At 75.2% G+C, this 13,420-nt stretch carries 11 protein-coding genes; 3 read left to right on the top strand and 8 right to left on the bottom strand.

The window, feature by feature from the left end; genetic code table 11:
• The first annotated feature begins 368 nt into the window (after positions 1-368).
• The 3 genes from ABZW10_RS12335 (at position 369) to ABZW10_RS12325 (ending at position 3,612) form a co-directional block, all read left to right on the top strand.
• Positions 369-1,961: a serine protease gene (locus tag ABZW10_RS12335; RefSeq protein WP_355363191.1), complete on the top strand. Its 1,593-nt coding sequence runs from the start codon at positions 369-371 to the stop codon at positions 1,959-1,961.
• An 86-nt stretch (positions 1,962-2,047) separates the two neighbouring features.
• Entirely contained in the window at positions 2,048-2,953 is a 906-nt protein-coding gene (locus tag ABZW10_RS12330; protein WP_355363189.1) for an NAD(P)H-binding protein, read from the top strand.
• A 251-nt stretch (positions 2,954-3,204) separates the two neighbouring features.
• Entirely contained in the window at positions 3,205-3,612 is a 408-nt protein-coding gene (locus ABZW10_RS12325; protein ID WP_355363187.1) for a hypothetical protein, read from the top strand.
• A gap of 121 nt (positions 3,613-3,733) precedes the next feature.
• On the opposite strand, the gene ABZW10_RS12320 is transcribed toward ABZW10_RS12325, so the two are convergent.
• From ABZW10_RS12320 to hypA, 8 genes are all read right to left on the bottom strand, one after another.
• Complete coding sequence (locus ABZW10_RS12320; protein WP_355363185.1) at positions 3,734-6,139, bottom strand: alpha/beta fold hydrolase; 2,406 nt, start codon at positions 6,137-6,139, stop codon at positions 3,734-3,736.
• 69 nt (positions 6,140-6,208) lie between these two features.
• The gene (locus ABZW10_RS12315; protein WP_355363183.1) at positions 6,209-7,030 is read right to left on the bottom strand and encodes a lipase family protein; all 822 of its coding nucleotides are present in this window, start codon (positions 7,028-7,030) and stop codon (positions 6,209-6,211) included.
• A 200-nt stretch (positions 7,031-7,230) separates the two neighbouring features.
• Complete coding sequence (gene hypE / locus ABZW10_RS12310) at positions 7,231-8,340, bottom strand: hydrogenase expression/formation protein HypE (protein ID WP_355363181.1); 1,110 nt, start codon at positions 8,338-8,340, stop codon at positions 7,231-7,233.
• Positions 8,333-9,457: a hydrogenase formation protein HypD gene (hypD, locus tag ABZW10_RS12305; RefSeq protein ID WP_355363179.1), complete on the bottom strand. Its 1,125-nt coding sequence runs from the start codon at positions 9,455-9,457 to the stop codon at positions 8,333-8,335. The genes hypE and hypD overlap by 8 nt, the downstream gene beginning before the upstream one ends.
• Positions 9,454-9,744, bottom strand: a complete 291-nt coding sequence (locus tag ABZW10_RS12300; RefSeq protein WP_355363177.1) for a HypC/HybG/HupF family hydrogenase formation chaperone — start codon at positions 9,742-9,744, stop codon at positions 9,454-9,456. Before ABZW10_RS12300 ends, hypD begins: the two co-directional genes overlap by 4 nt.
• A 59-nt stretch (positions 9,745-9,803) precedes the next feature.
• On the bottom strand, positions 9,804-12,113 hold the full coding sequence (gene hypF, locus ABZW10_RS12295) for a carbamoyltransferase HypF (RefSeq protein WP_355363175.1): 2,310 nt from the start codon (positions 12,111-12,113) through the stop codon (positions 9,804-9,806).
• On the bottom strand, positions 12,110-12,910 hold the full coding sequence (gene hypB, locus ABZW10_RS12290; RefSeq protein ID WP_355363173.1) for a hydrogenase nickel incorporation protein HypB: 801 nt from the start codon (positions 12,908-12,910) through the stop codon (positions 12,110-12,112). Before hypB ends, hypF begins: the two co-directional genes overlap by 4 nt.
• Positions 12,911-12,915: 5 nt before the next feature.
• Positions 12,916-13,305, bottom strand: a complete 390-nt coding sequence (gene hypA / locus ABZW10_RS12285) for a hydrogenase maturation nickel metallochaperone HypA (RefSeq protein WP_355363171.1) — start codon at positions 13,303-13,305, stop codon at positions 12,916-12,918.
• Between the last annotated feature and the right edge of the window lie 115 nt (positions 13,306-13,420).

The following is a 13,420-nucleotide window of genomic DNA, read 5'->3' as shown; positions in this document are numbered from 1 at the left end:
ACCCGGAGACCCGGTACGGGCGGACAGCAACGTCCCGGACCGCCCCCGGCCAAGCGGCCCGACTCGAGGTCCCAGTCGACCAGTTCGGCCCCCCATCGCGGGGCACCAGGGCGAAGACCCGATCGTGGAGCCGGCGGCGCACCGGTTCGACCGGCACGTCGATCATGGCGGTCCCCCCGTCCGCCCGGAGCGTGATCCGCAGCTCACGGCGGCCGTGGCAACGGCACGGCGGCAAGACCCGCACATCGCCGATCCCGGCCGCCCGGCGCACCCGGAAACCGTGGGGCCGGCGAGCCCGCCGGGACGGCAGGCCCGCGCACGTGGCCCGGATCACAGGAACTCCGGGGCCCGTGCGGCCAGGTCAGGGCATGAGCACAACTTCCACACCCCGCCGGACCGTCCTCCGTGCCCTGGCCGTCGCCGTCACGCTGGTCGGCGGCCTGACGCCCGACTGGAGCGGCGCGGCCGTCGCCGCGGAGCCGCCGACGTACACCCTCACGATCCGCCACCTGGACCGCGCCGGCCAGGCGCCCGCGAGGTACGTCACCTCCGTCTTCGGCATCTCCGGCGCCGGCGCCGACCGCACGGAGCAGCCCTACGACGCCTCCGGCGTCACCACCCTGCGACTGCCCAAGGGCCGGTACCTGCTGGAGAGCACGCTGTTCACCGAGCGGCCGGCCGACGGCACCGACTGGATCGTCCAGCCTCGGCTCGACCTCGACCAGGACACCACCGTCACCGTCGACGCGCGGACCACCGCCCCCGTGGACGTCCGGCCCGCCGACGGCTCCGCGCGCTTCCTGCAGGCCGGGATGTTCCTGGACGTCACCCACGAGGGCGCCACCAGGATGGCCAGCATGGTCAAGCTGACGCCGAACCCGCTGCGGGTGGCCCACCTCGGTCCCGACAGCGAACCCGGCTCGGTGAGGCAGTGGTACGACACGTACTGGGCGAGCGACACGGACACCTACGCGCTCGGCCGGACCTTCTCCGGCACCCGCGCGCTGACCGGGCTCACCCATCACTACACCGCCCAGGAACTCGCCACCCTGCGGATCCGCGGCGCGGCCCGGCCGGGCGGCGCGGGGACGGCGACCTTCGATCTGGGGCCGACCCCCGGACCGGCCGCCGGACCGACCATCGGGCTCTCGCAGGGCATGCCGTTCCCCGGCACGGCCACCGTCCACGTCACGCCCCACCGCGGCACCTGGGACCTCAGCTTCGCGCCGCCCGGCGGCGACGGCGCCCGGACGAACCGCTACTTCGCCAACGGCCTCGCCCTGCGGGCCGGGACGACCACGACCCAGACCTTCGAGGGCCCGGTCCTCGGCCCGGCGCTGACCGACCGGGCCGGCGTCGAACGCGACGGCGACACCATCACCGCGAACCTCCCGCTGCTCGCCGACGGCGACGGCCACGTGCCCTCGGCGCCGTCCTTCGACACGGCCTACACCGCGCTCCACCGCGACGGCGCACTGATCGGCACCCGCTCCGGGGCGGACGCCGCGGCCGGGCGCGCCGCGTTCACGGTGCCCGCGGCCCCGGCCTCGTACCGTCTGGCCGCCACCGTCACCCGCAGGGCCGCGACCGGCGCGACCACCCGGGTGAACGCCTCGTGGACCTTCCCCTCGGCCGCGACGACCGGGCCGACCCCGCTGCCGGTGAGCGTCGTGCGGTTCTCGCCCGAGCTGAACCCGGACGGCACCGCCGCGGCCGGCAGCCCGATCCGGGTGCCCGTCACCGTGCAGGGCGCCGCCGCGAACGGCCGGGTCCGCTCGCTGACGGTCTCGATGTCCGCGGACGGCGGCGCCTCCTGGACCCGGCTCCCGGTCGACGCCGGCGCCGTCACGGTCCCGAACCCGGCGGCGGCGGACACCGCCGTCTCGCTGCGCGCGGAGCTGACCGACACCGAGGGCAACACTCTCGACCAGACCGTCGTCGACGCCTACCGCACCCACTGACGCCCTCCCGCCCGCTCGGCGGCCGGGCGGCCGGGCGGGCGAGCGGTCACCCTTGGTGTGCCGTACCCACACCCTGGAGGGACACCGTGCAACCGATTCTGGTGACCGGCGCCGCCGGCCGCGTGGGAGCCGTCGGACGATCCGTGGTCGAGAACCTGCGCCGACGCGGCCTCCCGGTCCGCGCCCTGGTACGCCGTGCGGACGAACGCGCCGACGCCCTTCGCGCGACCGGCGCCGAGGTCGTCGTCGGGGACCTGACCCGCATCGACGACGTGGCGGCGGCCATGGCCGACTGCCCGCGCGTGTACTTCGGCATGGGCGTCTCCGCCGGGTACCTGGAAGCCGCCCTGACGACGGCGGCCGTGGCCCGCGCGGCGCAGCGGCCGGAGGTGTTCGTCAACATGTCGCAGCTGACCGTCTCCGAGCTGGGCCCGAGGGACGCGGGCGAGTCGCACCAGCACCGTCAGCAGTGGCTGGTGGAACAGGCCCTCACCTGGTCCGGACTGCCCGTGGTCGAGATCAGGCCCACCGTGTTCCTGGAGAACCCGCTGTTCCGGGCCGGCCTGTCCTCGATCGCCGTGGACGGCACCGTCCGACTGCCGCTCGGCCGGGCCCGCACCTCCCCCGTGGCCGCCGCCGACGTCGCCGCCGTCGTCACGGAGGTCCTGGCCGAACCGGCCCCGTACCTCGGCCGCGTCCTCGAACTGACCGGCCCGCGTTCCCTGGACGGCCCCGCCCTCGCCGCCGAGGCCTCCGACGCCCTCGGCCGGCCGGTCCGCTACGCCGACGTCCCGTTGGACGAGTGGATCGACCGCGACCTCAAACCCCTGGCGCTGTCGGAGCACACCTTCCAGCACATCTCCACCATGGCCCGCCTGCACGCCGAGAACCGCTACGACCGCCGGGCCGACGGCGTCCGGCAGGTCACCGGACGCCCCGCCACCGGCGTCGGCGAATACCTCCGGCAGCACGCCCGCCTTTTCGGCGGGTGAGACCGGTTCTCCCCGGACTTCGATTTCGACCGTCGTCCCGAATTCGCGGGCCCGGAAGATTCCAACCCTAGGAAAATCCGGTCTACGTTCCGTACACACGCCGTACACGCGATTTCCGGCGGACGACTCCACGCCATTTCGCCATGCCATTTCGGACGCCCGCCGATTCTCCGGCCGATCCCGGCGATTGCCGACAGCACGATGGGGCGCGGGAATTCCCCGCCGTCATCTCACCACTGGAGCAGATCACCATGCGCTCGTCCGCCCGTACGAAGTTCACCCGGTTCCTGGCCGTCCCCGCCGTCGCCGCGGCCGGCGTGGTCCTCGCGACCGCGCCCGCCTACGCCCGCTCCATCTCGATCGCCGCCGACGGTGCCACGGTGGCGGACTCCGGCCGTACGCTGAACGTCTCCGTGACCTACCAGTGCCTCCCGGAGTTCCAGTCGGCCGCCATCACCGTGCAGGGCACCCAGTCCGGCGTGTCCGGCAGGGGCTCGATCCACGTCCCCTGCGTCGGCGTGCCGGGCAAGGTGACCGTCCCGGTGACCACCGCCTCGGCCGACCAGGCGTGGAGCAGGTCCTCGGTCGACCTTTCGCTGTACATCGCGGACCTCGAACTCAACCGCGTCACCACCACGGCCCGGGTCGTCGCCAACTGACCGTGCGGCGCTGAGGCCGGTCGGCCGAAGGGTGTCCCGGTGCGCACCCGACGCGCACCGGGACACCCCCCACGACGACCGCCCGCCCCGGCCCGACCCGGGGCCGGCCCGCGCCGCCCGGTCAGGCCCAGAAGTCCAGCGCCAACTCGGCGAAGTCCTCCGCGCGTTCGATCTGCGGCATGTGGCCGGTGGCCCGGAACAGGCGGGTGCGGGCCTTCGGCAGGGCCACGCGGGCCGCGGCCAGGTGCCGGGCGGGCAGCACGCGGTCGCGGTCGCCCCAGACGACGAACACCGGCAGGCCCAGGGCGCCGACCCCGGCGAGCAGGGTGCGGCGCCAGGCCTCGTGGGCGCCGCGCGGCGAGCCGAGGTCCGCCAGGACCTCCAGCATCGCGTCCGCCGCGCCGGGCCGGTCGGCCAGGCGCAGCGCGTGCTCGATCCGGGCGGTCGTGGCGAACGACGGATCGTGGAAGATCGCCCGCTCGGCCCGGGCAACGGCGGAGCGGCCGGGGCGGGTCAGCAGCATCCGGCCCAGCGGGCGGACCGCCAGGATCCGCAGGGCGGCGGTGACTTCGCGGCCGAAGCCCGCGCTGCCGGCCAGCAGCAGGCTGTGCACCCGGTCGGGCGCGTCGACGGCGAGCCGCATGGCGACGGCGCCGCCGAGCGAGTTGCCCGCCACCCGGACCGGCTCGCGCACGCCGACTTCGTCGAGGAAGGCGCGCACCGCGGCGGCCAGGGCGGGCAGGGTCGTCGGACCGGGCAGCCGTTCGGAGCCGCCGAAGCCCGGCAGATCGAGGCTGATGACGCGGTGTCCCTCGCCGAGGAGCCGGTGCTGCTCGCTCCAGTCCTCCAGGGATCGGGCGAGACCGTGGATCAGCAGGACCGGCCGGCCCGTCCCGGTGTCGCGGTAGCGCACGCGCCGCCCGTCCACCGTGACCGTTCGCGGACCGTCGCCGCCCGCCGGCCCGGCCGCGGCGGGCGAGGAGAAGCGCAGGGCGCCGTCGGCCGCCGGGCCCTCGGCCAGGATCCGGCGGTCGCGCGGGTAGTTCTGGTGCACCCGCCACGGGGCGGTCGTGCCCTGGCTGGGGAAGTCCTCCAGCGCGCGCCGGACGTACCCGGAGCTCAGGCCGATCAGGGGCTCGCGCTCCAGGGTCGCGGGCGCGACCGGGGTGACCACCTGCTGCCCGGTTCCGTCCAGGTGGGCCAGCAGGCGGCAGACGTAGCGGGCGACCAGGTCGGCTTTGAGGGTCCAGGAGGCGTTGGTGTAGCCGATGGTGAAGGCGAAGTTGGGGACGTCGGAGAGCATCATCGCCCGGTATGCGACGTGCCGGCCGAGCTCGATCTCCCGGCCGTCGACGGCCAGCCGCATCCCGCCGAGGGCGAGCAGGCTGAGCCCGGTGGCGGTGACGACGATGTCGGCCGGCAGCTCGGCACCGGACTCCAGGCGCAGGCCGTCCGGGGTGAAGCGCCCGATCCGGTCGGTGACGACCTCGGCGCGGCCCGAGCGGATCGCCCGGAAGAGATCGGCGTCCGGTACGGCGCACAGCCGCTCGTCCCAGGGGGCGTAGCGCGGGGTGAAGTGCGTCGCCACGTCGTAGCCGGCCGGCAGGCTGCGGCGGACGCCGCCGATCAGCAGCCGGCGGGCCAACCGGGGTGCCCGGCGCGCGAGTCGGTAGGTGGCCAGGCCCACCCGGATGTTCTTCCAGCGCACGATCCGGTTGGCGGTGCGCGGCGGCAGCGCCCGGCGCAGTGTGTCGGCGAGGACGTCCCGGGCCGGGAGGCTGACCAGGTAGGTGGGGGAACGCTGCAGCATCGTCACCTTGGCGGCCCGCGCGGCGAGCGACGGGACCAGGGTGACCGCGGTGGCGCCGCTGCCGATGACGACGACGCGCTTGCCGGTGTGGTCGAGGTCCTCGGGCCACAGCTGCGGGTGGACGAGCCGGCCCGCGAAGTCCTCGACGCCGGGGAAGTCGGGTGTGTGGCCCCGGTCGTAGCGGTAGTAGCCGCTGCAGGCGTAGAGGAACCGGCAGGTGAGCGTCACCGTCCCGCCTCCGCCGCCACCGGGGCCACCCGGGTCGCCGAGTTCGGCGGTCACCGTCCAGCGGGCCTCGGCGCTGGACCACTCGGCGCGCACCACCCGGTGCCGGTAGCGGACCAGGCGGTCCACGCCGTACTCGCCCGCCGTGCGCCGGATGTACTCGCGGACGGAGGCGCCGTCCGCGATCGCCTTCGCGCCGGTCCAGGGCGCGAAGGCGTAACCGAGGGTGAACATGTCGGTGTCGGACCGCACGCCGGGGTAGCGGAAGAGGTCCCAGGTGCCGCCGATCGCGTCCCGCGCCTCCAGGATCGCGACGGACCGCCCGGGGTGCTCGCGCCGCAGGTGACAGGCGGCGCCGATGCCGGACAGCCCGGCTCCGACGATCAGGACGTCGAGGTGCTCCGGCCCGGTCGGCCCGGTCGGCCCGGTGTGCGCTGCGGCGTCCACGGAGGTCATCGCTGGGGCCTGGCCCAGCCGGCGGTTCGGCGACATGCCGCCCAGCCTCGAAACCGCACGCGGGGCGTGTCAAGTCCCGGCCGGCCTCCGGCGCCGCCCGCGCCGTCAGGCGAGCGCCTTCTCCAGGGCAGCCAGGTAGTTGCGCATCAGGTGGTCGCGGATGCCCTCGCCGTCCGGGGAGAAGGCGGCGGCACCCAGGCCCTTCGCCCGGTCGCCCACCGCGCCGACCAGCCCGTTCCTGCCCCGGACGTGGCCCTCGGAGTCGATCCGGTGCAGCGTCTCCACATGGGTGAACGCGGGCTCCGGGGGCAGCTCGGGCACGATGTCGTTGTCGTGCACGAAGCGGTGGGTGCGGCCCTGGAGGCCCTTGTCGTAGGCGGCGGCGAGCAGCCGGTCGCAGGTGCGGGGCTGGCCGAAGGTGTAGACGCCGTCGGCCTGGAGCCGGGGGTCCTCCAGGCTCAGCCGGGCGGCGCTGAGCATGGCGAGGGCCCCGCCGAGGCTGTGACCGGTGAACCAGACGCTCTGCCCGTCGGTGCGCAGGTCGGCGATGGCCTTGGCGACGTCGGGGTACACGGATTCGAGGGCCTCGGCGAAGCCGTAGTGGACGTAGCCGGTGCGGGCGGGTCCGGGCCAGGGCGGGGTGGTCGCGTCGGTGAGCCAGTCGCGGATCTGGGCGGGCTCGGTACCGCGGAAGGCGGTGACGATCATGTGGTCGCCGGCCATCGTGTAGGCCTGGGCGTCCTGGAGCGGGAACGGCGGGGTGAAGCGGGTCTGATGGTGACGCACCGTGTCGAAACCCCACTCGCGGGCCTGCGCCTCGATGGTGGCCTCGTCCTTGTAGGCGAGTTCGGCGGCCTCGGCCAGGTTGTAGGCGAGCGGAAGGCTGAATCCGGTGGCTTGCTGGTCGAAGGCGGTGGGTACGGCCACGGTGGAACACTCCTGTCGGGTCGACGGGTGGGACGGCGGGGCCACGCCGGCCCCCACCCGCACCCCGTCCCGGGCATGCGGTCCGCGACGATCATGTGACCAGGAGTGACGCTACCCCGGCTGCCGTTCGTGGGCGACCGGACAGCGCGGGCCCCGGCGGACGGGTGCGCCGTCCGCCGGGGCCCGCCCCGCCCTGCCGCCTAGCAGATCCTCGGCAGCTGCTCCCCCATCGGCAGGTCGACCACCCGGGTGCCGCCGAACGCCGTCCGGGCGACGACCGTGCCGGGGTGCTCGGCCACGCACTCGCCGATCACCGCCGCGCCCGCGCCCAGCGGGTGCGCCCGCACCGCCGCGAGCACCGCGTCCGCCTCCGCGCGCGGTACGAAGGCCACCAGCTTGCCCTCGTTGGCGACGTACATCGGGTCCAGGCCCAGCACGGCGCAGGCGTTGGCCACCTCGGGCGGCACGGGGACGGCGCGCTCGTCCACCACCACGCCCACGCCGGCCGCCGCCGCGATCTCGTTGAGCGCCGCGCCCAGCCCGCCCCGGGTGGGGTCGCGCAGCACGTGCAGGTCGGGCGTGACGGCCAGCATCGCCTCGACCAGGCCGCCGAGAGCCGCGCAGTCGCTCTCGATCGCGACCCCGAACTCCAGGCCCTCGCGCACGCTCATGATCGCCACGCCGTGCAGCCCGATGTCCCCGCTGACGATCACCACGTCGCCCGGCACCGCCCGCTGCGGCCGGATGTCCACGCCCGCCGGGACGAGCCCGATACCGGCGGTGTTCAGGTAGACGCCGTCACCGCGGCCGGCCTCGACCACCTTGGTGTCCCCGGTGACGACCTCCACCCCGGCCGCCCGCGCGGCGGCGCCGAGGGCGCGGGCCACCCGGTCCACCACCGCCATCTCCACCCCCTCCTCCAGGATGAACCCGCAGGACAGGTAGGCGGGCCGCGCCCCGCTCATGGCGAGGTCGTTGACCGTGCCGTTGACGGCCAGGTCGCCGATGCTGCCGCCGGGGAAGAACAGCGGCCGCACGACGTAGGAGTCGGTGGAGAACGCGAGCCGGGCGCCGCCGAGTTCGAGCACGGCGGAGTCGGCGAGGCCGGCCAGCGTCCGGCCGCCGTAGGCGGGGGCGAACACGCCCGCCACCAGTTCGGCGGAGAGCGCCCCGCCGCCGCCGTGCCCCATCACCACCCGGGGGTGGTCGCGCAGCGGCAGCGGACAGCTCCACCCGGAGAAGTCGGGCGCGGCGGACGGCTCGGCCGGGGTCCCCGCCGGGTTCTCCGTCAGGGTCTCGGTGTCAGCCAACGGGGCTCGCCTCCCGGGAAACGCCCGGCGCGCCCAGCCGCCGGTAGAGGTAGTAGGCGGCGCAGGCCCCCTCGCTGGACACCATGGTCGCGCCGAGCGGGTTGCGCGGGGTGCAGACGGTGCCGAACGCCTCGCACCGGTCCGGCTTGAGCAGCCCCTGCAGCACCTCGCCGCTGCGGCACTGCTCGGGCTCGCGGGTGGTGATCCCGGTGACGTCGAAGCGGTACTCGGCGTCGTGGTCGCGGTAGCGCGGCGAGAGCCGCCACCCGCTGTCCGGAATGACGCCGATCCCCCGCCAGGCCCGGTCGGCCACCTCGAAGACGTCCGCCAGCATGGCCCGGGCCGCCGGGTTCCCCTCCGGACGGACGGCCCGCGGGTAGGCGTTCTCGACGGTGTGCTCACCGCGCTCCAACTGCCGTACGGTGCGCCGGATCCCCTCCAGGATGTCCAGCGGTTCGAAGCCGGTGACCACGATCGGCACCCGGTGGCGCTCGGCCAGTGCCGGGTACTCCTCGATGCCCATCACGCTGCACACGTGCCCGGCGGCGAGGAAGGCCTGCACCCGGCACTCCGGCGCGTTCATGATGGCCTCGACTGCCGGGGGCACCCGTACGTGCGAGACCAGCATGCTGAAGTTGCGCACGCCCTGCTTCCTCGCCTGGTGGACGGCCATGGCGTTCGGCGGGGCGGTGGTCTCGAAGCCGATGCCGAAGAACACCACCTCGCGGTCCGGGTTCTCCCTGGCGATCCGCAGCGCGTCCAGCGGCGAGTAGACCACCCGCACGTCCCCGCCCTCGCCGCGGACCCGGAACAGGTCGCGGTCGGTGCCCGGCACCCGCAGCATGTCGCCGAAGGAGCAGAAGATCACCCCGGGCCGGGAGGCGATGGCCAGCGCCCGGTCGATCACCTCCAGCGGGGTCACGCACACCGGGCAGCCCGGCCCGTGGATCAATTCCACCTCTTCGGGCAGCAGTTGGTCGATCCCGTGCCGGATGATGCTGTGCGTCTGCCCGCCGCACACCTCCATCAGCGCCCACGGCCGGGTCACCGCCGCCCGGATGTCGGCGAGCAGTCCTCCCGCCAGCTCCGGGTTCTGGAACTCCTCCAGGTACCTCAATTCCGCTCCTCCGTTCCGGCCGGCCCGGCCGCCGCCTCCCACGGGTCGCCGAACTCCTCCTGCAACAGGCCGAGTTCGGCGAAGAGGTCGAGGGTCCGCCGGGCCGACTCCTCGTCCAGCCGCTGCAGCGCGAACCCCACGTGCACGATGGCGTACTCACCCACCGCCAGATCGGGCAGGTACTCCAGGCAGACGTCCTTGACGACGCCGCCGAAGTCGACGACCGCCATCCGCGTGCCGTCCCGCTCCGCGATCTCCATCACCCTGCCGGGCACCGCCAGGCACATGCGCTCTCTCCCATCGACTCTCGACTCGGCTCTCGACTCGCAACTCTCACTCGCAACCCTCAAGCGACGTGCGGCCCGTCGGCCCGGGCCGCCACCATCAGCTGGCCGAGCGCCAGCCCGCCGTCGTTGGGCGGCACCCGGCGGTGGCGCAGCACGGTGAACCCGTCGGCCCGCAGGCCCCGGCCGCAGTCGGCGGAGAGCAGCGCGTTGGCGAAGACCCCGCCGGTCAGCGCGACCGTCTCCGGTCCGCCGTCCTCCCGGGCGGCCCGGCACATGGCGCGGACCAGGTCGGCCACCGCGACGTGGAAGCGGGCGGCGACCAGGCCGGCGGACGCCCCGGCGGCGAGGTCGGCGACCGCCGCCGCCAGCACCGGCCCGGGGTCCCCGACCAGCACGCCGTGCTCGTGGCGCAGCGCGAAGGCGTACCCGTCGGCCGGTCCGTGCTCCAGCGCCGCCGCCTCCAGCTCGACCGCCGCCTGCGCCTCGTACCCGGCCAGCCGGCAGACCCCGGCCAGCGCGGACACCGCGTCGAACAGCCGCCCCATGCTGGAGGTCGGCACGCAGTTCAGCGAACGCTCCAACTGACGCTCAAGCACAACCAGTTCATCGCCCGGACAGTCCCGGACGGCGGGCAGGTCGGCCGTCCACGGCAGGCCCGCGGCCCACAGGTGGGCGAGCGCCATCCGGTACGGGCGGCGCACCGCCGCGTCGCCGCCCGGCAGCGGTACGTACGCCAGCCGGCCGAACCGGCGGAAGCCGTCGTAGTCGGCGAGCAGCACCTCGCCGCCCCACACCGCGCCGTCGTCGCCGTAGCCGGTGCCGTCGAACGCGACGCCGATGACCGGGCGGCGGCCGTCCAGTCCGTGCTCGGCCATGGCCGAGGCGACGTGCGCGTGGTGGTGCTGCACCGTTCGCACCTGCGCCGCCGGGTGGGTGCGCCGGGCGTGCCGGGCGGAGCGGTAGCCGGGGTGGCGGTCCACCGCCAGCACCTCCGGACGCACGGCGGTGACGGCCCCCAGCTGCGCCGCCGCGCGGTCGAAGGCGTCCAGTGTGGCGAGGTCGTCCATGTCCCCGATGTGGCCGGACAGCCAGGCGTAGCCGCCCTCGGCCAGCGCGAAGGTGTTCTTCAGGTCGCCGCCGGCGGCCAGCGCGGGCCGGACCGGCACGGGGAGCGGCAGCGGCAGCGGCGCGTAGCCGCGCGAGCGCCGCAGCGGCAGCTGTTCCCCGTCGACCACCCGCACCACCGAGTCCTCGCAGGGGACGTGGATGGTCCGGTCGTGGGTCAGCCAGGCGTCGACCAGCGGGGCGAGCCGGGTGAGGGCCTCCCGGTCGTCGGTCACGATGGGCTCACCGGACAGGTTGGCGCTGGTCATCACCAGCAGCCCGGGCCCGGGCGGGGCGAGCAGCAGGTGGTGCAGCGGGGTGTAGGGCAGCATGACGCCGAGGTCGGGGCTGCCGGGCACCACGGCGTCCAGCACCCGCCCAGAACGGCGCAGCAGCACGATCGGCCGGGCCGGGCCGGTGAGCAGTTCCTCCTCGACCGGGCCCGGCCGGGCCAGGGCGGCGATCTCCGCGAGGTCCCGGGCCATCAGCGCGAAGGGCTTGGCGCCGCGCCGCTTGCGCAGGCGCAGCCGGGTGACGCTCTCCTCGTTCCGCGCGTCGCAGGCCAGGTGGTAGCCGCCGAGGCCCTTGACGGCGAGGACCGCCCCCTCGCGCAGCAGCCGGCGGGCCTCGTCGAGGGCGGCCTCGCGCTCGACGTCCGGCCGGCCGGGGACGGTGAGGACGAGCCGGGGCCCGCAGGCGTGGCAGCAGACCGGCTGGGCGTGGAAGCGCCGGTCGGCGGGGTCGGTGTACTCCCGGGTGCAGTCGGGGCAGAGCGGGAAGCCGGCCATGGTGGTGTTGGCCCGGTCGTAGGGCAGGCCGGTGACGATGGTGTGGCGCGGGCCGCAGTTGGTGCAGCTGATGAACGGGTGGCGGTGGCGGCGGTCGCCCGGGTCGGCGAGTTCGGCGAGGCAGTCGGCGCAGGTGGCGGTGTCCGGCGGTACCAGGGTCCGGCGCGGGCCGTCGCCTCGGGACGGGGTGATGGCGAAGCCGCGGTCGCCGGTGGCGGGCAGGGGCGTGTGCTCGACGGCGGCGACCAGGGCGAGCGGCGGCGCGTCGCCCGCGACGCGGCGGCAGAACGCCTCGACCGCCGCGCGTTCCCCCTCGACCTCGGCCAGGACGCCCTCGCCGGTGTTGGTGACGGTGCCGGCGAGTCCCAGCTCGGTGGCGAGCGCGAAGACGAAAGGCCGGAAGCCGACGCCCTGGACGAGCCCGCTGACGGCCACCCGGCGCCGCTCCCGGCCCGCCGGTGCCGGAGCCGGCGTCACGACGTCTCCGCGACCGCGTGCTCGTGGTCGTGCTCGTCCTCGTCCTCGTGCGGATGCGCGTGCGGGTGGGTGTGTCCGTGCCCGTCCCCGTGCGTGTGCCCGTGCTGCGGCGCGCCCGCCATCACCGGCCGGTGGACCGGCACGCCGTCCAGCACCGCGAGGGCCCGCTCCAGCAGTTCCCCCACCCCCTGCCCGGTACGGGCCGAGGTGTGGACCACCTCCACGCCGGGGTTGACCCGCGCGACGGCGGCCAGGAACGCGGCCTCGTCGAACTCCACCGCCGCCGCCAGATCCGCCTTGGTCACCAGCACCAGGTTGGCCAGCCCGAACGCCGTCGGGTACTTGAGCGGTTTGTCCTCCCCCTCGGTGACCGAGGCGAGCACCACCCGAAGCGACTCGCCGAGGTCGTAGGAGGCCGGGCAGACCAGGTTGCCGACGTTCTCCACGAACAGCAGCCTGGTGCCCTCGGGGAGCCAGCCGGCCAGCTGCCCGGTGAGCATCCCGGTCTCCAGGTGGCACAGCCCGTCGGTGAGCACCTGCTTCACCGGCACGCCCGAACGGGCGAGGCGCACCGCGTCGTTCTCCGTCGCGAGGTCGGCGGTGAGCGCCGCGACGGCGATCCCGCGCTCCCGGGCCAGCCCGAGTTCGGCCTCCAGCAGCGCCGTCTTCCCGCTGCCCGGGCTGGAGAGCAGGTTCACCACGACGGTGCCCCGGGCGAGCAGCCGGGCGCGCAGCTCACGGGCCCCCTCGTCGTTCCGGGCGAGGACCGCCTGCCGGAGTTCCACCGAGCGACACATGGGTTTCAGCCTTCCTGTCCGGCACCGGCCCCGGCGCCCGGCGGGCGTGCGGCCCACTCGACGCCGAGGATCTGCAGTTCGCGGCCCGCCAGCAGCTCGACCCGGCCGCCGGCGGCGCAGTGCGGGCAGCCGAGGTCGGGCGGCATGCCGACGGCCCACTCGCCCGCGCACGGCAGACACCTGGCCCGCGCGGGAACCGCCTCGGTCTCCAGCACCGCGCCCTCCACCAGCGTTCCGGCACAGGCCAGTTCGAAGCAGAAGTCGAGGGCCGCGGGCACCACCCCGGCCAGCTCGCCGACCTGCAGGCGCACCCGCGCGACCGCGTCCGCGCCGTGCGCGCGCGCCGCGGCGTCCACCTGCTCGACGACGGCCGTCGCGATCGACATCTCGTGCATGGGGCCCCGTTCCCGCCGTGGGAGGCAACAGGCCTCATTACAGGCCGCGGCGGCGGCAGCGGCCCGAAGCCGCGCCGCCGCCGCGCCCGGGACTACACCGGACGCACCAACACCC

Origin of the sequence: Kitasatospora sp. NPDC004723, from assembly GCF_040609255.1 — a bacterium.
GTDB lineage: Bacteria > Actinomycetota > Actinomycetes > Streptomycetales > Streptomycetaceae > Kitasatospora.
The sequence above is the reverse complement of the archived record's forward strand: the minus strand, read 5'-3'. Positions and strand labels throughout refer to the sequence as shown.

Excerpts from the sequence above, each read along its gene's own strand:
- ABZW10_RS12335 (WP_355363191.1), top strand. The coding sequence starts at position 369 with ATGAGCACAACTTCCACACCCCGCCGGACCGTCCTCCGTGCCCTGGCC.
- ABZW10_RS12325 (WP_355363187.1), top strand. The coding sequence starts at position 3,205 with ATGCGCTCGTCCGCCCGTACGAAGTTCACCCGGTTCCTGGCCGTCCCC.
- ABZW10_RS12320 (WP_355363185.1), bottom strand. The coding sequence starts at position 6,139 with ATGTCGCCGAACCGCCGGCTGGGCCAGGCCCCAGCGATGACCTCCGTG.
- ABZW10_RS12300 (WP_355363177.1), bottom strand. The coding sequence starts at position 9,744 with ATGTGCCTGGCGGTGCCCGGCAGGGTGATGGAGATCGCGGAGCGGGAC.
- hypB (WP_355363173.1), bottom strand. The coding sequence starts at position 12,910 with ATGTGTCGCTCGGTGGAACTCCGGCAGGCGGTCCTCGCCCGGAACGAC.
- hypA (WP_355363171.1), bottom strand. The coding sequence starts at position 13,305 with ATGCACGAGATGTCGATCGCGACGGCCGTCGTCGAGCAGGTGGACGCC.